The 17,494-nt window shown below is 67.9% G+C and carries 15 protein-coding genes; 5 read left to right on the top strand and 10 right to left on the bottom strand.

Annotation, left to right across the window (positions count from 1 at the left end; genetic code table 11):
- Positions 1-9: 9 nt before the first annotated feature.
- Together SBP02_RS05745 and SBP02_RS05750 are read left to right on the top strand one after the other, a co-directional pair.
- Positions 10-2,166, top strand: a complete 2,157-nt coding sequence (locus SBP02_RS05745) for a type I secretion system permease/ATPase (protein ID WP_318645435.1) — start codon at positions 10-12, stop codon at positions 2,164-2,166.
- Between the two features lie 28 nt (positions 2,167-2,194).
- The gene (locus tag SBP02_RS05750) at positions 2,195-3,529 is read left to right on the top strand and encodes an HlyD family type I secretion periplasmic adaptor subunit (protein WP_318645436.1); all 1,335 of its coding nucleotides are present in this window, start codon (positions 2,195-2,197) and stop codon (positions 3,527-3,529) included.
- Between the two features lie 57 nt (positions 3,530-3,586).
- Here the strand turns inward: SBP02_RS05750 and mmsB are convergent, their stop codons facing one another.
- The 5 genes from mmsB to SBP02_RS05775 form a co-directional block, all read right to left on the bottom strand.
- Positions 3,587-4,471 carry a 3-hydroxyisobutyrate dehydrogenase gene (gene mmsB, locus SBP02_RS05755; protein ID WP_318645437.1) on the bottom strand — a complete coding sequence of 295 codons (885 nt, stop codon included), beginning with the start codon at positions 4,469-4,471 and terminating at the stop codon, positions 3,587-3,589.
- A 47-nt stretch (positions 4,472-4,518) separates the two neighbouring features.
- Positions 4,519-5,622, bottom strand: a complete 1,104-nt coding sequence (locus SBP02_RS05760; protein ID WP_318645438.1) for an enoyl-CoA hydratase/isomerase family protein — start codon at positions 5,620-5,622, stop codon at positions 4,519-4,521.
- A 41-nt stretch (positions 5,623-5,663) separates the two neighbouring features.
- Entirely contained in the window at positions 5,664-6,482 is an 819-nt protein-coding gene (locus SBP02_RS05765; protein ID WP_318645439.1) for an enoyl-CoA hydratase, read from the bottom strand.
- Between the two features lie 24 nt (positions 6,483-6,506).
- Positions 6,507-7,670: an acyl-CoA dehydrogenase family protein gene (locus SBP02_RS05770; RefSeq protein WP_318645440.1), complete on the bottom strand. Its 1,164-nt coding sequence runs from the start codon at positions 7,668-7,670 to the stop codon at positions 6,507-6,509.
- 70 nt (positions 7,671-7,740) lie between these two features.
- Positions 7,741-9,234, bottom strand: coding sequence for a CoA-acylating methylmalonate-semialdehyde dehydrogenase (locus SBP02_RS05775; RefSeq protein WP_318645441.1), 1,494 nt, complete (start codon positions 9,232-9,234; stop codon positions 7,741-7,743).
- A 189-nt stretch (positions 9,235-9,423) separates the two neighbouring features.
- Here SBP02_RS05775 and SBP02_RS05780 point away from each other — a divergent pair, with 189 nt between their 5' ends.
- Positions 9,424-10,326 carry an AraC family transcriptional regulator gene (locus SBP02_RS05780; protein WP_318645442.1) on the top strand — a complete coding sequence of 301 codons (903 nt, stop codon included), beginning with the start codon at positions 9,424-9,426 and terminating at the stop codon, positions 10,324-10,326.
- 74 nt (positions 10,327-10,400) lie between these two features.
- Complete coding sequence (gene ung, locus SBP02_RS05785) at positions 10,401-11,093, top strand: uracil-DNA glycosylase (RefSeq protein ID WP_318645443.1); 693 nt, start codon at positions 10,401-10,403, stop codon at positions 11,091-11,093.
- Positions 11,094-11,133: 40 nt separating this feature from the next.
- On the opposite strand, the gene SBP02_RS05790 is transcribed toward ung, so the two are convergent.
- From SBP02_RS05790 to SBP02_RS05810, 5 genes are all read right to left on the bottom strand, one after another.
- Positions 11,134-12,201 (bottom strand): AbrB family transcriptional regulator, encoded by a 1,068-nt coding sequence (locus SBP02_RS05790; RefSeq protein ID WP_318645444.1) that lies wholly within the window; start codon positions 12,199-12,201, stop codon positions 11,134-11,136.
- Complete coding sequence (locus tag SBP02_RS05795; protein ID WP_318645445.1) at positions 12,194-13,702, bottom strand: tripartite tricarboxylate transporter permease; 1,509 nt, start codon at positions 13,700-13,702, stop codon at positions 12,194-12,196. The genes SBP02_RS05790 and SBP02_RS05795 overlap by 8 nt, the downstream gene beginning before the upstream one ends.
- A gap of 1 nt (position 13,703) precedes the next feature.
- Entirely contained in the window at positions 13,704-14,147 is a 444-nt protein-coding gene (locus tag SBP02_RS05800; RefSeq protein WP_318645446.1) for a tripartite tricarboxylate transporter TctB family protein, read from the bottom strand.
- 172 nt (positions 14,148-14,319) lie between these two features.
- A complete protein-coding gene (locus SBP02_RS05805; protein WP_318645447.1) occupies positions 14,320-15,297 on the bottom strand; it encodes a Bug family tripartite tricarboxylate transporter substrate binding protein in 978 nt (325 codons plus the stop codon).
- A 29-nt stretch (positions 15,298-15,326) separates the two neighbouring features.
- Positions 15,327-16,586, bottom strand: coding sequence for an OprD family porin (locus SBP02_RS05810; protein WP_318645448.1), 1,260 nt, complete (start codon positions 16,584-16,586; stop codon positions 15,327-15,329).
- A gap of 228 nt (positions 16,587-16,814) precedes the next feature.
- On the opposite strand from SBP02_RS05810, the gene SBP02_RS05815 reads away from it, so the two are divergent.
- Positions 16,815-17,486 carry a response regulator gene (locus SBP02_RS05815; RefSeq protein WP_318645449.1) on the top strand — a complete coding sequence of 224 codons (672 nt, stop codon included), beginning with the start codon at positions 16,815-16,817 and terminating at the stop codon, positions 17,484-17,486.
- Positions 17,487-17,494: the final 8 nt, after the last annotated feature.

Genomic DNA, 17,494 nt, shown 5'->3' on the forward strand with positions numbered 1-17,494 from the left:
TGAAGCTTAGTGGCAGTAGACCTCAGCCAGGCCCAGACCCGTAGCGATCCGCGGGATCGCTACGATGACCCGTTGCTTGACAGCCTGTTGTCGCTTTGCAGTTTTCATCAGAAGTCGGTCAGTCGGGCCATGCTCACCGCCGGCCTGCCACTGCCGGAGCAGCGCCTGACGGTCGACTTGTTGCCGCGTGCGGCGGCACGGGCCGGTCTGCAGGGGCGCTGGTTGCGTCGTGGCTTGCGGCAGATTCCGGCGCTGGCCATGCCGGCCCTGCTCCTGCTCCGCGAGGGACGTAGTGCGTTGCTGCTCGGCTGGGACGAGCAGGGCCAGGCGCGCATCATGCCGAGCGAGAGCGAGGGCGGCGAGGTGCGGGTGAATGCCGAGATATTGGCCGAGGACTACAGTGGCCAGGTGTTTTTCGCCCAGCCGCAACACAAGTTCGACTTCAATCGCGAGCAGCTCATTCCCCGGGCCGGCTCCTGGTTTCGCGACACCCTCAAACGCTCACGCTGGCTCTATCTGGATGCCGTCGCCGCCAGCCTGTTGATCAACCTGATCGGCCTGGCGACCCCCCTGTTCGTGATGAACGTCTACGACCGGGTGGTACCCAACCAGGCCGTGGCGACGCTCTGGGTGCTGGCTATCGGCATCTCCGGTGCCTTTCTGTTCGACCTGTTGCTCAAGACCCTGCGTGGCCTGTGCCTGGACCTGGCGGGCAAGAAGACCGACCTGATCATCTCGGCGACGCTGTTCGAGCGCATCGTCGGCATGGCCATGAAGTACCGTCCGGCACGGGTCGGCAGCTTCGCCCAGAATATTCATGAGTTTCAGAGCCTGCGCGACTTCCTCGCCTCGCTGACCCTGGCCAGTGTGATCGACCTGCCCTTTACCCTGCTGATCCTGGCGGTCATCGCGATGATCGGCGGTCACCTGGTGTGGATTCCGTTGCTGGCGTTTCCCTTGGTGGCCCTCATCGGTTGGGTGCTGCAGCGGCCCCTGGCGCAAACCATGGAGCGCACCATGGCGCTGGCCGCCGAGCGCCAGTCCAGCCTGATCGAGAGCCTGTCCGGTCTGGACGCGGTCAAGGTCAACAATGCCGAGAGCGAGCGCCAGTACCTGTGGGAGCAGACCATCGGTGCGCTCAGTCGCCTGGAGTTGCGAGCCCGCATGCTGTCGAGCCTGGCGATGAACTCGACCCTGCTGCTGCAGCAGCTGGCAGGCGTGGTGATCATCGTGCTGGGCGTCTACCAGATCATCGAGGGCAACCTGAGCATGGGGGGGCTGATCGCCTGCTACATGCTCAGTGGCCGTGCGCTGGGGCCCTTGACCCAGTTGTCCGGCCTGCTCACTCGCTATCAGCAGGCACGGGTGACGCTCGACTCGGTCAACCAGATGATGGACCTGCCGCAGGAGCGTCAGGAAGAAGAGCGTCCCCTCAAGCGCCAGGCGCTGCAGGGGGCCGTGGAGTTCCGTCAGTTGGACTTCCATTATCCGGATCAGCAGCAGGCTGCACTGCATAACATCAACCTGGTGGTCCGTCCCGGCGAGAAGATCGGCATCATCGGTCGTAGCGGCTCGGGCAAGAGCTCCCTGGCCAAGCTGATCGTCGGCCTCTATCAACCCGATGGCGGCAGCCTGCTGGTCGATGGCACCGATGTGCGCCAGCTGGATGTCAGCGACCTGCGCCACAACATCGGCTACGTGCCCCAGGACATCCAGCTGTTTTCCGGCACCCTGCGCGACAACCTGGTGGCCGGGGCGCGCTACGTCGAGGACGAGTTGGTGCTGCAGGCCGCCGAGCTGGCCGGGGTCCACGAATTCGCCCGGCTGCACCCGAAAGGCTACGAGCTGCAGGTCGGCGAGCGCGGGCAGAACCTGTCCGGCGGTCAGCGGCAGAATGTCGCCCTGGCCCGCGCTTTGCTGCTCGATCCGCAGATACTGCTGTTCGATGAGCCGACCAGCGCCATGGACAACACCGGCGAGGAGCGTCTCAAGCAGCGCCTGGCCGGGGTGATCGGCAACAAGACCTTGCTGCTGGTAACGCACCGCGCCTCGCTGCTCAGCCTGGTCGATCGTCTGGTGATCGTCGACCGTGGGCAGATCATCGCCGACGGGCCCAAGGGCAGCGTGATGGAAGCGCTGAAGAAGGGACAAATCAGTGTCAGCTAAACAATCCGCGAGTCAGTCGTCCGGGGCGATGTCTTCCTACTTCGGCAGCCACACCGGAGTGGGCGACGAACCCTTGCCGGAGGTCAGCAAGGCGTTGATCGAGGATGCGCCCAAGGTGGTGCGACTGACCATCTGGGGGTTGATCGCCTTCGTTGCGTTCTGCCTGCTGTGGGCTCATTTCGCCGTGGTCGACGAGGTCACGCGGGGCGATGGCAAGGCGATTCCCTCCTCGCGGCTGCAGAAGATCCAGAACCTCGAGGGCGGCATTGTCGCCGAGCTGTTCGTGCGCGAAGGGCAGGTGGTGAACGTCGGTGATCCGCTGCTGCGCCTGGACGATACGCGCTTCGCCTCCAATGTCGGGGAGACTGAGGCCGATCGCCTGGCCTTGCTGCTGCGCGTGGAGCGGCTCAGTGCCGAGGTGCAGGGGCGCGAGCTGGAGGTGGCCGAGGAGGTGCGCGAGAAGGCGCCGCGCCTGGCCGAGAACGAGGAACAGCTGTTCAACAGCCGTCGCCAGCAGCTGCTGGACGAGATCGCCGGCCTGGAGGAGCAACTGGTGCAGCGCCGCCAGGAGTTGCGTGAGTTCGTCTCCAAGCAGGGGCAGTTCCGCAACAGCCTCAACCTGCTGCGCCAGGAAATCCGCATGTCCGAGCCGCTGGTGGCCGAGGGCGCGATCTCCCAAGTCGAGGTGTTGCGCCTCAAGCGCGCCGAGGTGGAGAGCCGTGGCCAGCTGGAGGCCACGACCCTGGCGATCCCCCGGGCGGAGGCGGCGATCAAGGAGGTCGAGCGCAAGATCGACGAGACCCGCGGGCGTTTTCGCAGCGACGCCCTGACCGAGTTGAACGAGGCGCGCACCGAGCTGAGCAAGATCCAGTCCACCGGCAAGGCCCTGGAGGACCGGGTCAACCGTACCCTGGTCACCTCGCCGGTGCGCGGCATCGTCAAGCAGCTGCTGGTCAACACCATAGGCGGGGTGATCCAGCCGGGCAGCGATCTGGTGGAGATCGTGCCGCTGGACGACAAGCTGCTGGTCGAGGCGCGTATCCGGCCCCAGGACATCGCCTTCTTGCATCCGGGCCAGGAGGCCATGGTCAAGTTCACCGCTTACGACTACACCATCTACGGCGGGCTCAAGGCCGAACTGGTGCAGATCGGCGCCGACACCGTCACCGACGATGAAGGCAACAGCTTCTACGTGATCCAGCTACGCACGGAGAAGAGCCACCTGGGTAGCGAACAGCAGCCACTGCTGATCATTCCCGGGATGGTCGCCTCGGTGGACATCATCACCGGCGAGAAGAGCATCCTCAGCTACCTGCTCAAGCCGATCATCCGCGCCCGGGCCGAGGCGCTGCGCGAGCGCTGATGGGATTGTGAACTAATGAAAAAGCCGCAGTGATCTGCGGCTTTTTCTGTCCCGCGGCTACTCGACGAACAGCTGCTGCACCACCGAGAAGTCCCGCTGGCCCTTGCCCTGCTTGAGCAGCAGGCGGTAGAGCTGCAGCGCCAGGGCGCCCATGGGCGTGCTGCTGCCGGTCACCTGGGCCGCCTCCTGGGCCAGGCCCAGGTCCTTGGCCATCAGCTCGGCCATGAAACCGCCGGAGTAGCCCTTGGAGGCCGGGGCGTTCTCCATCACCCCGGGCCAGGGGTTGTACTTCTCCAGGGTCCAGTTGCCACCCGAGCTCTGGCGCATGATCTCGGCCAGCACCGCCGGGTCGAGGCCGTTGGCCACGCCCAGGGCCATGGCCTCGGCGGTGGCGATCATCTGCACCGCCAGCACCTGGTTGTTGCACACCTTGGCCACCTGGCCGGCGCCGTCGGGGCCGGCGTGGAAGATATTCTTGCCCATGGCCTGGAAGATCGGCTGGGCCTTCTCCAGCACCGCGGCCTCGCCGCCGACCATGAAGGTCAGGGTGCCCGCCGCCGCCCCGGCGGTGCCGCCGGAGACCGGCGCATCGAGCATCTGCAGGCCGCGCTCGGCGGCGGCCTGGTGCACCCTGCGCGCGGACTCCGGGGCGATGGTCGAGCACTCCAGCACCAGGGTGCCGGGTTCAAGGGCCGCGAGCAGACCATTGTCGCCCAGGTACAGGCCCTCCACGTGGCGGCTGGCCGGCAGCATGCTGATCACCACCTCCATGCCCCGTACCGCATCGGCGGCGCTGCGGGCCGCCTGGGCGCCTTCCTTTTCCAGCTCCTCGACGGCGGCCGGCACCAGGTCGAAGACCCGCAGGCCGAAGCCGGCCTTGAGCAGGTTGCGGGCCATGGGCAGGCCCATGTGGCCGAGGCCGATAAAGGCGATCTGGGTCATTGTCGTTCTCCTTGTGGATGGGTAGCTGTGCCGCCGGATGAGCGTGCCTAGAGATCGGCCAGGGGGTGTGGGCCTTCCCAGACGTCGACGAAGTGCGCCGCAATCACCTCCTCGGGGATGCTCGCGACATCCGCCCAGTGCCAGTGGGGGGGCTGGTCCTTGTCGATCAGGCGGGCGCGCACGCCTTCGGGGAAGTCCGGGTGGCGGCAGCAGTTCAGGCTCATGGCGTACTCCATCTGGAACACCTGCTCCAGGGACATGCGCCGGGCCCGGGCGATTTGCTGCCAGACCAGGTGGGCGGTCAGCGGGCAGCCGCTGGCCAGGGTCTTGGCGGCGCGGGCCAGCAACGGGTCGCCATCGTCCTGCAGGGCGGCCAGGGCGTGCCAGGCGGCCGGCAGGTCGGGGTGGTCGAGCAGTTGGTCGATACGCTCGCGGCGCGGCAGCCACTGGGCTTCCGGCAGCTCGCCGCGGGCCTCGTGCTCCAGGGCCTTGAGCAGGCTGTGCAGCTGCAGTTGCGGCTGCTCCTGCCAGTTGAGCTGGACCAGGCCCTCGATCAGCGCATCCTGCTGGTTGTCGAGCAGGAAACGGTCGGCCAGGTCCAGGTCCAGGGCGTCGCGGGCGTTGATGCCGCTGGCGGTCAGGCCGAGGAACAGGCCGAGCCGGCCGGGCAGGCGGGCGAGGAACCAGCTGCCGCCGACATCCGGGTACAGGCCGATATGGATCTCCGGCATGCCCAGGCGGCTGGACGGGGTGACGATGCGCAGGCTGGCGCCCTGCATCAGGCCCATGCCACCGCCCAGCACATGGCCGTGGGCCCAGCAGATCAGCGGCTTGGGATAGCGGTGGATGCGGTGGTCGAGACGGTATTCGTCGGCGAAGAAGCGCCGCGCCAGGGGCGGCACCTCGCCGGGGTGGGCGCGGCACTGCTGGACCAGCTGGACCACATCGCCGCCGGCACAGAAGGCCTTGGGGCCGTTGCCGCGCAGCAGCACGCAGGCGATCCTGGGGTCCTCGGCCCAGGCCGCGAGCTGGGCGTCCAGGGCTTCGATCATCGGCAGGGTCAGGGCATTGAGGCTCTTCTGCGCATCCAGGCTGGCGATGCCGACCTGGTAGCCGTGCAGGCTGTTATGTAACTCGAAACTCACGTTCATGGTCGTTCTCGTCGGGCGGCCGTCGTCTGCCGCTCCCAGGGTTACTTGTTGCGCCACTGTGGCTCGCGCTTCTCCAGGAAGGCATTGACCCCCTCGCGGGTGTCGTCGGCGTCGAACAGGTCGACGAAGCGCTCACGCTCCTCCGGTAGCCACTGGTTCGGATTGCGTTCGCGGGCGCCCTGGATCAACGGTTTGATGGTGCGCACCGCCACCGGGCTCTGCCGCGCCACCTTGGCCGCCAGCAGCAGGGCATGGTTGCGCGCCTCGCCGCTGTCGACCAGCTGCTCGACCAGGCCGATGCGCAGCGCGGTCTCGGCATCGATGCGCTCGCCGCAGAGGATCATGCGCTTGGCCCAGCCCTCGCCGACCAGCCAGGGCAGTGCCTGGGTGCCGCCGGCGCAGGGCAGCAGGCCCACCGTGGCCTCCGGCAGGGCCATCTGCGCCTGGCGCTCGGCGATGCGCAGGTCGCAGGCCAGGGCGCATTCCAGGCCGCCGCCCATGGCGTAGCCGTTGATCGCGGCGATCGATACGCCGCGGAAGTCGCGCAGCGCCTCGAAGGCCTCGCCGAAGCGCCGGGCCATCTCGCGGGCGCGGGCCTTGTCGCCGTCGGCGAACAGATTGAGGTCGGCGCCGGCGCTGAAAAACTTGCCGCCCTGGCCGGTCACCACCAGGGCATAGATGTCGTCGTCGCGGTTGAGGTGCTCGATCAGCTGCTTGAGGCCGATCAGCGAGTCGCGGTCCCAGGTGTTGGCCGGCGGGTGGTTGAGGGTGATCAGCGCCGTGTGGCCGTGCTTCTCCACGGTGATCTTGTGGGTCAGGTCGAACAGGCCGGGGCTGTAGGGTTCCAGGGCGGTGGTCATGGGTTTCCTCGTGTCGGTATGGGGCTAGAGCAGGCGATCGAGCATGCCGCCCTGCTCGAGCAGGCGGCGGGCGATGATCACCCGCATGATCTCGTTGGTCCCCTCGAGTATCTGGTGCACGCGGCTGTCGCGTACCCAGCGCTCCAGCGGGTAGTCGTTCAGGTAACCATAGCCGCCGTGCAATTGCAGGGCCTCGTTGCACAGGGCGAAGCACTGGTCGGTGGCGAAGCGCTTGGCCATGGCGCAGTACAGGCTGGCCTCGCCATGGCGGTTATCCAGCTTGTGCGCGGCCAGGCGCACCATCTGCCGGCTGGCGGTGAGCGCGGTGAGCATGTCGGCCAGCTTGAACTGCAGGGCCTGGAATTCGCTGAGGGGCTTGCCGAACTGCTTGCGCTCCTCGACATAGCGCAGCGCCTGCTCCAGCGCCGCCTGGGCCGCACCCAGGGAGCAGCTGGCGATGTTGAGGCGGCCGCCGTCCAGGCCCTTCATGGCATAGACGAAGCCCTGGCCCTCGGGGCCGATGCGGTTGCCGGCGGGGATGCGCACGCCTTCGAAGCTGATCGAGCGGGTCGGCTGGGCGCACCAGCCCATCTTCAGCTCGTTGCGGCCGTACTTCACGCCCTCGGCGTCGGCCGGCACCAGGAAGCAGGAGATGCCCTTGGCCCCTTCCTGGCCGGTGCGCGCCATGACGATCAGCACATCGGTGCTGCCGGCGCCGGAGATGAAGCACTTGCTGCCGTCCAGCACGTAGTGTTCGCCTTCGCGGCGCGCGCGAGTGGCCAGGCGGGCCGCGTCGGAGCCGGCGTCCGGCTCGGTCAGGCAGTAGGAGGCGAGCAGCTCGCCGCTGACCAGGCGCGGCAGCCAGCGGGCCTTGAGCTCGGCGTCGGCGAAGCTGGCGAGCATCCAGATGGCCATGTTGTGGATGGTCATGTAGGCAGTGGTGGCCACGCAGCCGGCCGCCAGCTGCTCGAAGATCAGCGCGGCGGACAGGCGCGACAGGCCCAGGCCGCCATCCTCCTCGCCGAGGTACAGGGCCAGGTAGCCCTGCTCGCCGGCGCGCTTGATCACCTCGACCGGGAAGTGGTGCTCGCGGTCCCAGTCGCCGGCATGGGGGGCCAGCTCGTGACGGGCGAAGGCGCGGGCGCTGTCGACCAGCAGGCGTTGTTCATCGCTGAGTTCGAAGTCCATTGCGGATCCTTGTGAGATTCGGTGGCGCAGAGGCTCGAACCAGGCCGGCGGCTGGCCGGCCCGGCGCGCATCATTTCAGGTGGATGGTCATGTTCGGTCCCGTGACCGGCGACTCGTCGAACCAGCGGGTGGTGACCGTCTTGGTCTCGGTGTAGAAACGCACGCCCTGCTTGCCGTAGGCGTGCAGGTCGCCGTAGAACGAGCCCTTCCAGCCGGTGAAGGAGAAGAACGGCAGCGGCACCGGAATCGCCACGTTGATGCCCACCTGGCCGACCTCCACCGCGTGCTGGTAATGCCGCGCGGCGCCGCCGGAGCGGGTGAAGATCGAGGTGCCGTTGCCGTAGGGGCTGGCGTTGACCAGGGCGATGGCCTCGTCCAGGGTGTCGACCTCCATGCACACCAGCACCGGGCCGAAGATCTCCTCGCGGTACAGGCCCATCTTGGCGGTTACGCCGCGGAACAGGGTGGGGCCCAGCCAGTTGCCGTTGGGGTAGCCTTCCACCGTGCAGTGCGAGCCGTCCAGCAGGCACTCGGCGCCCTCGGCCTTGCCCTCGGCGATCAGGCGCAGCACGCGCTGCCTGGCCTGCTGGCTGATCAGCGGGCCGAAGGCGGCATGGGGATCGGTCCAGGGGCCGGGGCGCAGTTCGGCCATCTGCGCGCCCAGCTCGTCGATCCACTGCTTCGACTCGCCGACGAACACCGCCACGCTGATGGCCATGCAGCGCTGGCCGGCGGCGCCGCAACTGGCGCCGACCAGGTTGCTGAGTACCTGATCCTTGTTGGCGTCGGGCAGGATCACCATGTGGTTCTTCGCCCCGGCGAAGGCCTGCACGCGCTTGAGGTGGGCGGTGCCGGTGCGGTAGATGTGCTGACCCACCGGCACCGAGCCGACGAAGGAGATGGCGCGGATGTCCGGGTGGGTGAGCAGGCTGTCGACCACCTCGCGGCCGCCGTGCAGCACCTGCAGCACGCCCGCGGGGGCGCCGGCCTCGATGAACAGCTCCGCCAGCCTGTTCGGGGTCAGCGGGTCCTGTTCCGACGGCTTGAGGATGAAGGTGTTGCCGGCGGCGATGGCCAGGGGAAACATCCACAGCGGGATCATCGCCGGGAAGTTGAACGGGGTGATCCCGGTGCACACGCCCAGGGGCTGGATCCAGCTGGCGGTGTCGATATCGCGGGCCACGTTCTCGGCGGTCTCGCCCATCATCAGGCTGGCGATATTGGCCGCCTGCTCGACCACCTCGATGCCGCGCCAGACGTCGCCCTTGGCGTCGGCCAGGGTCTTGCCGGTTTCCCCGGCGAGGATTTCGGCCAGCTCGTCGTGGTGCTCCTTGAGCAGGTGCTGGTAGCGCAGCATCAGACGCGCGCGCTCCGGCACCGGCACCTCGCGCCAGGTCAGGAAGGCGGCCTTGGCGCTGGCCACGGCGGCCTCGATCTCCTCGGCGGTGGCCTTGGGCGCCAGGGCCAGCACCTCCTGGGTCGCCGGGTCGGTGACTTCGATGAACTCGCGGGCGCGGCTTTCGCGCCACTGTCCTTCGATCAACTGCGGAATTGCCTTGGCCATTGCTCTCTCCTGATGGCGGCTGCGTTGGGGAGCCGGGTGTCGTTCCTTAACTGTTATAGCCGCCGGAGCCGCGCTTGTGGATTGACGATCTTGGTCATTGGATGGACTATCTTGGGATTGGATCTGTGCCGTGGGCGATCGATACCCAGATGCGCAGAGCGTTTGTCGAGCCTAAGGGGGAGGGCAGCCATGGCGATGGATAAAAACAGCACGAGCCCTCGGGTCGACACCTCGAACTGGCCGTTGCCGGCCGATGGCGTGCGTTTCATCACCCCGCCGCGCCTGCGCCGATTGCTGGCCCGTCATCCCCTGGCCCAGGGCTGCTACCCGCTGGCCCTGGGTTTCTACCCGGAGGCCCTGGGGCACCGCATGAGCCGGCCGGCGCCGAGCGATCACCTGCTGATCTACTGCCGCGCCGGCCAGGGCTGGCTGGAGACCGCGGATGGACGAATGGCGGTCGCAGGGGGCGACCTGCTGCTGCTGCCCAAGGGCCAGGCCCATGCCTATGGCGCCGATGCCGGCAAACCCTGGACGCTGTACTTCGTGCACTTCGACGGCGAGCTGGCGGTGGACTTCCTGCGCCCCCTGGGCAAGGGGCCGCTGTGGCGTATCGGCGTGCAGCCGCGCCTGTTGGCCGAGTTCGATGCGCTGTTGGGCCTGCGCAAGCAGGGCCTGAGCCTGCCGCACTTCATCTACGCGGCGCACCAGTTGCAGGCGCTGCTGGCTTCCCTGGCGGTGCTGCCGGCGCGGGCCCAGCTCAAGTCCGGGCGGGTGCTGGACGTCGACGCGGTGCAGGCGGTGATGCGCGCCCACCTGCACGGCTCGCTCAACCTCGACGAGCTGGCGGCGCAGTTCAAGCTGTCGCGCTTCCACTTCGCCAAGACCTACCGCGCCCTGACCGGCCATGCGCCCATCCAGGATTTCATCCAGCTGAAGATGGCCCACGCCTGCCGCCTGCTCGACGAGGGCGAGCAGGGCATCCGCCAGGTCGCCGAGCAGCTGGGTTACGAGGACGTCTATTACTTCTCGCGGCTGTTCCGCAAGGTGGTGGGCATGGCGCCCAGCCACTACCGGGCGCTGCACCAGGGCTGAGGCCCTGCCTTGACTTGCGCCGGGGGCTTCTCTAGCGTGCCGTCTCCCTTTGCCCGCGAGTCCAGGAATCAGGCATGACCGCTGTCGACAACATCAAGCTCGAAGCCGGCTGGAAACAGGCCCTGCGCGAGGAATTCGACAAACCTTACATGAAGAGCCTCGGCGACTTCCTGCGCCAGGAGAAGGCCGCCGGCAAGGAGATCTACCCGCCGGGGCCGCTGATCTTCAACGCGCTGAACTCCACGCCGCTGGCCCAGGTCAGGGTGGTGATCATCGGCCAGGACCCCTACCACGGCCCGGGCCAGGCCCATGGCCTGTGCTTCTCGGTGCAGCCGGGGGTGCCGACGCCGCCCTCCTTGCTGAACATCTACAAGGAACTCAAGCGCGACCTGAACATCGACATCCCGGGTCACGGCTGCCTGCAGCACTGGGCCGAGCAGGGCGTGTTGCTGCTCAACACCTCGCTCACCGTCGAGCGCGGCATCGCCGGCTCCCACGCCGGCAAGGGCTGGCATGCCTTCACCGACAAGGTGATCGAGACCGTCAGCCAGCAGTGCGAGCACCTGGTGTTCCTGCTGTGGGGCGCCCATGCCCAGAGCAAGCAGCGCCTGATCGACCCGACCCGGCACCTGGTCCTGCGCTCGCCGCACCCCTCGCCGCTGTCCGCCCACCGCGGCTTCCTCGGCAACGGCCACTTCGGCCGCACCAACAAGTTCCTCGAACAGCACGGTCTGGCGCCGATCGACTGGCGGCTGCCCGAGTTATGAGGGGCGTCGGCGTCCAAAAAAAGAGCCCGCACGAGGCGGGCTAAGCGTGGTCACGATCTCGCGCCGGCAGCCCTCGGCTGCGTTGCCACAGGCGGAACAGCGGTTCGGCCAGGAACATCACCAGAAACAGCCGCAGCACCTGCAACGCGGTGACCAGCGCCACCGACAGCTGCAGGGCGTCGGCGGTCAGGCACAGCTCGGTGATGCCACCGGGCATCATGCCCAGCATCAGCGAGCTGCCGTTCTGCCCGGCCAGCCAGCCCAGGCCGCTGGCCAGCAGGGCGGCGCCGAGCATGGCCAGCAGGGTGAACAGCAGGATGCGGGCGAGAAAGCCCGGCGCGTTGCGAAAGAAGGCTCGGTCGAAGTGGCAGCCCAGGGCGCAGCCGATCAGCCATTGGCCGGCCTGGCCGAGGCCGGGTGGCAGGCCCAGTTGCAGGTCGAAGGCGACGCTGGCCAGGGCGCATGCCGTCAGCGGACCGAGCATCCAGGGATTGGGCTGGCGCAGCTTTTTCCACAACAGGGCCAGCACGGCGCCAGCCGGCAGCAGCACGGCCAGCCAGGCCCAGTTCACCGCGGCGGGGGCCACTGGCGCGCCAGGCGGCAGGCTCCAGGCGAACAGCGCCGGCACCAGCAGCACCACCAGCAACAGACGCAGGCTGTGCGCCGCGGCGACCCGGGCGATCTGCGCGTCGTGGCGCTGGGCCAGGTTGACCATCTCGCTGGCACCGCCGGGCATGCTGGCGAAGAACGCCGTGGCGCGGTCGAGACCGGCGCGGCGCAGCAGGGCGATGCCGATCAGGCTGAGCAGCAGGGTGCCGACCGCGCCGGCGAGGATCAGGGCGAAGTGGCCGAGCAGTTGCGTCATCACCGCGCCGGTGAAATGCAGGCCGATGCCGCTGGCGACCAGCCATTGGCCGGTCTGCCGGCCGCCCGGCAGTTCGCCGATCAGCCAGCCACCGCAGCGGGCGGCGATCACCGCCAGCAGCGAGCCGATGATCCACGGCAGCGGCCAGCCGATCAGGCTGGCCAGGGTGCCGCCGGCCAGGCCGACCAGGGGCGTGGCCCACCAGCGGCGCCAGCCGGGCGGCGAGGCGGCCAGATCAGGCATTGGCCAGGCGCGCCCGGGTGCGTCCGCGCATCCAGCGCAGGCCTGGCATGGCCAGCATCAGCGCGGCCAGCGCCCACAGGCACAGGGTGATCGGGCTGGACCAGAGGATGCTCAAGTCGCCTGCGGAGATCGACAGGGCGCGGCGCAGGTTGTCCTCCATCAGCTCGCCGAGGACGAAGCCGAGGATCACCGCCGACAGCGGGAAGTCCAGCTTGCGCAGGAGATAGCCGAACACCCCGAGGCCGATCATCAGCAGCAAGTCGAAGGTGGTGCTGTGCACCGCGTACACGCCGACCATGCTGATCACCGTGATGCCCGGCACCAGAATCCAGTTGGGCACGCTGAGCATGCGCGAGAACAGGCCGATCAGCGGGATGTTCATCACCAGCAGGATGACGTTGCCGATGAACAGCGAGGCGATCAGGCCCCAGACCACGTCCGGCTGCTGCTCGAACAGCATCGGCCCTGGGGTGATGTTGTACAGCGCCAGGGCGCCGATCATCACCGCGGTGGTGCCCGAGCCCGGTACGCCGAGGGTCAGCATGGGGATCAGCGAGCCGCAGGCCGAGGCGTTGTTGGCCGCCTCCGGGGCGGCCAGGCCGCGCAGGTCGCCCTCGCCGAACTTGCCGCCGCTGCCGGCCAGGCGCTTCTCGGTCATGTAGGTCATGGCGCTGGCGATGGTCGCGCCGGCGCCGGGCAGGGTGCCGATGACGAAGCCGGCCAGGGCGCTGCGCAGCATGGTCCAGAAGGTGGCGCAGAACTCCTTGAGGTTGAACAGCAGGCGGCCGCTGGTCTTCACCGCCTTCTGCCCGGCGTGGGTGTTCTCCAGCATCACCAGGATCTCGCTGACGCTGAAGAAGCCGATCACCACGATGATGAACTGGATGCCGTCGGACAGGCTGACGCTGCCGAAGGTGAAGCGGTACACCCCGGTGGTGGAGTCGACGCCGACCGTGGCCAGGGCCAGGCCGATCAGCGCCGCCATCAGGGTCTTGACCGGCTTGTCGCCGACCATGCCGCCCAGGCAGGCGATGGCGAAGATCATCAGCACGAAGTATTCCGCCGGGCCGAAGGCCACCGCCCACTTCGCCAGCAGCGGGGCGAACAGCACCACGCCGCAGGTGGCGACGATGCTGCCGACGAAGGAGCTGACCGCCGACAGCGACAGGGCGATGCCGGCCTTGCCCTGGCGCGCCAGCGGGTAGCCGTCGAGGGTGGTCATCACCGCCGCGGCGTCCCCCGGCACGTTGAGCAGGATGGCGGAGATGCGGCCGCCGTACTCGCAGCCCAGGTACACCGCGGCCAGCAGGATCAGCGCGGTCTCCGGCGGCAGGCCGAAGGCGAAGGCCAGGGGCAGCAGCAGGGCCACCCCGTTGATCGGGCCGAGGCCCGGCAGCAGGCCGACCACGGTGCCGACGAAGGCGCCGAACAGCGCCACCAGCAGGTTGTCCGGGCGGGTGGCGACGTCGAAGCCCTGGCTCAGAAATTGTAGGGTTTCCATCTCAGCTCTCCACGAAAACGTCGAACACGCCGAGCGGCAGCGGCACGTCCAGCAACAGGTCGAACAGGCCATACAGCAGCACGCCCATGAGCACGCCGCTGAGGGCGCAGGGCAGCAGGCGGCCGGTGAACAGCAGGCCCAGGGCGAAGGTCGCCAGGGCGGTGCTGAGGACGAAGCCCAGGACCTCGAACAGCAGGGCATAGGCCAGCAGGGCCAGCACGCACAGCAGCGTGCGTTTGACGCTGGGCAGGTGCAGCTGGAGCTGCGTGGCGCCGGGCTTGAACAGCAGCCACAGGCTGCCGGCGGCCATCAGGCCGAGCAGCAGCAGGGGGTAGGCCCGCGGGCCGACCGGGTCGTAGGCGAAGGGCGCCTGGAAGCCCCAGGCGAGAACGGCGAGTCCGGCGCACAGCAGCAGCCAGGTCGCGGCAAATAGACGGACGTACATAGCGGGATACCTGAGAACTGTAGGATGGGGCGGCCGCGCAGGTCGAGCGCAGCGATACCTATGCAGCTGGTCCGAGAGCGGGCATATGCCGCCCTGGGCCGCTACCGCATGGGTTGCACCGCCGCGCGGCTAACCTACGCGGCCCGACCCATCCTACGAAGTGGTGGACGCGTTACTGCACCAGGCCGAACTCGCCGGCCAGGGCCTTGTACTCCTCGACCTGCTTGAGCACGAAGGCGTTCAGCTCCTCGCCGGTCAGGGCCAGCGGCAGCAGGTCACGCTGCTCGCGCAGTTGGGCGAAGTCCTCGCTGGCCAGCAGGCGGTCGAACTGCTGCTTCCACCAGCCGTACTGCTCGTCGCTGACCTCGGGGCCGACGTAGAAGCCGCGGATCACCGGCCAGCTGATGTCGTAGCCCTGCTCCTTGGCGGTGGGGATGTCGGCCAGTTTGCCGGGCAGACGCTCGTCGGCCAGCACCGCGAGGATGCGCACCTTGTTCGCCGCCAGCTGCGGGGTGACCTCGCCCAGGCCGCTGCTGGTCACCTGGACATGGCCGCCGAGCATGGCGGTGAGGGTCTCGCCGCCGCCCTCGAAGGCCACGTAGCGCAGGTTCTTCGGGTCGATGCCGGCGGCGCGGGCGATCAGCGCGGTCTGCATCCAGTCCTGGCCGCCGATGGTCGCGCCGGCGCCGAAGACGATGCTCGACGGGTCCTTCTTCAGGGCGTCGACCAGGTCGTCCAGGCTCTGGTAGGGCGAGTCGGCGCGCACGGTGATGGCGCCGTAGTCGGTGCCGACCGCGGCCAGCCAGCGCACGGCGTGCTCGTCGTAGCGGCCGAACTTGCCCTGGGCCAGGTTGAGCAGCGAGCCGCTGGAGAAGGCCACTATGGTGCCCGGGTCGTCGGCGCGCTGGGCCACCACCGCGTTGTAGGCCACCGCGCCGACGCCGCCGGGCATGTAGGTGACACGCATCGGTGCCTTGAGCAGACCGCCGTCCTTCAGGCCGCTCTGGGCCAGCTTGCAGGTCAGGTCGAAGCCGCCGCCGGGCTTGGCCGGGGCGATGCACTCGGGGCGCTTGGGCTCGCCGGCCAGCAGCTGGCCGGCGAAGGTCAGGCAGGCGGTGGCCAGGGCGAGGCGGGTGAAGGCAGTTTTCATGGTGGAGTCCTCTCGATTGTTATTGTGGATCAGAGAATCGGCAGGGTGTAGCCGATGACTACTCGGTATTCGTCCGAGTCGCGGGCGAAGTCGGAGCGGAAGTTTGCGTTGCGCAGGCGCACGAAGAGATTCTTGACCGGGCCGCTTTGCACCACGTACTTGACCTCGAAGTTGCTCTCCCTTTCGCCGCCACGCTCGTTGCTGCCGATGATTTGCGCGTCGCTGCCCTTGATATAGCGAGCGAAGGCCGTCAGGCCGGGAACGCCCAGGGCGGTGAAGTCGTAGTCGTAGCGTACCGACCAGGATTTTTCGTCAGGGTTGGCGTAGTCGTTGGCGGAGTCGTTGACCAGGTAGGGGTCGCTGCCGGCGATGTAGGCATAGCCGGTGTCGCCGCTCATGTCCTGATAGGCCAGGCTCAGCTTGTGGCCGCTGTGGGCGTAGCTGAGCACGCCGTTCAGCGCGCGGTTGTCGACCTCGCCGGCCTTGGCCGCGCCGCTGTCGTCGCTGAGCATCAGGCGCAGGTCGGCGGCCAGGGTGCCGCCGGCCAGGGGGTAGCTGGCCAGCAGGTTGAAGAAGTTCTGCCGGTAGACGTCCTCGAGCTCGGCATGGAAGTAGCGGCCTTTTAGGTTCTGGTTGAACTGGTAGTCGAGACCGAGCAAGTCGAGGTGGTCGGCGCTCACCCCGGCGTAGCGTCCATTCTTGCTTTCGAGCTGCAGCTCCTCGGCGTCGGTCGAGGCGCGGTCGATGGCCTTGTCCAGGCGCCCGCCGGTGAAGGTCAGGCCCTCCACTTCGGAGGAAGTCAGCAGACCACCCTCGAATACCTGTGGCAGCAAGCGGCTGTCGTTGGCCACTACCACCGGCAGGACGGGGCTGTGCGAACCGTAGCGCAGCTCGGTGGCGGAGACCTTGACCTTGGCGGTCAGCCCCAGCCGACCAAATTCGTCCGGTGCCTTGCCGTCGTCGTGCTTTGGCAGTAGGCCGGTTCTGGTGCGGTCGGCGCTGGAGTCCAGTTTGATGCCCAGCAGGCCCTGGGCGTCGAGGCCGAAGCCGACTGGGCCTTCGGTGTAACCGGACTGTAGGTTGAGCCAGAAGCTCTGGCCCCACTCCTCGCGCTTGTTCTGGCCATCGCCTTCGCGATAGTCACGGTTCAGGTAGATGTTGGTGGTCTTCAGGCTGGCAGAACTGTCAGCGATGAAGTCGGCCCGAGCAGCAGGGCTGAGCAGGGTTGCGGCTATGGCGAGGCTGAGCAGATGGACAGGCGCAATGGCCTTGGTCGATGCGAATAGCATCCTGTGGTCTCCAGTTGTTGTTTTTGTCACGGTCGTGCACCACTGCGCGAGCCGTTCTGGTCGGTGGGTCGAGCCACCTGCAGTCGATGCTAGGCGGGCAAGCTTTCGCCAAGCTTTCATCGCAGAAAGTTTTCCCATGTCGCTTGATGCCGCGCACTTGGACGATTCACAGCGCCGAGCGCGGCGCTACACTGCGCACCTGAACGAGCATTGGCGCTGGAGGTGAGGGTGCGAATCCTGCTGGTCGAAGACCATCCGCAACTGGCGGCGAGCGTGGCTCAGGCCTTGAAAGGGGCCGGCTGGACGGTGGACGTGCTGCACGATGGGGTCGCCGCCGACCTGGCCCTGAGCAGCGAGGACTACGCCCTGGCGATCCTCGACATCGGCTTGCCGCGGCTGGACGGCTTCGCGGTGCTAGCCCGCCTGCGCGACCGTGGCAAGACCCTGCCGGTGCTGATGCTGACCGCCCGCGGCGAGGTCAGTGACCGGGTGCACGGGCTCAACCTCGGCGCCGACGATTACCTGGCCAAGCCCTTCGAGCTGAGCGAACTGGAGGCGCGGGTCAAGGCCCTGCTGCGGCGCAGCCTGCTCGGCGGCGAGCAGCAGCAGCGTTGTGGCGCGTTGCTCTATGACCTGGGCACCCGGCGCTTCAGCCTGCGCGGCGAGCCCCTTAGCCTGACCTCCCGCGAGCAGGCGGTGCTGGGGGCGATGATCGCCCGGCCGGGGCGGGTGATGAGCAAGGAACAGCTGGCTGCCCAGGTATTCGGCCTGGACGAGGAGGCCAGCAGCGATGCCATGGAGATCTACGTGCATCGCCTGCGCAAGAAACTCGAGGGCAGCGGCGTGCGCATCGTCACCTTCCGCGGCCTGGGTTATCTGTTGGAAGCCGTCGATGACTGAGGGCCGGA

This window comes from Pseudomonas benzenivorans (assembly GCF_033547155.1).
GTDB lineage: Bacteria > Pseudomonadota > Gammaproteobacteria > Pseudomonadales > Pseudomonadaceae > Aquipseudomonas > Aquipseudomonas benzenivorans_B.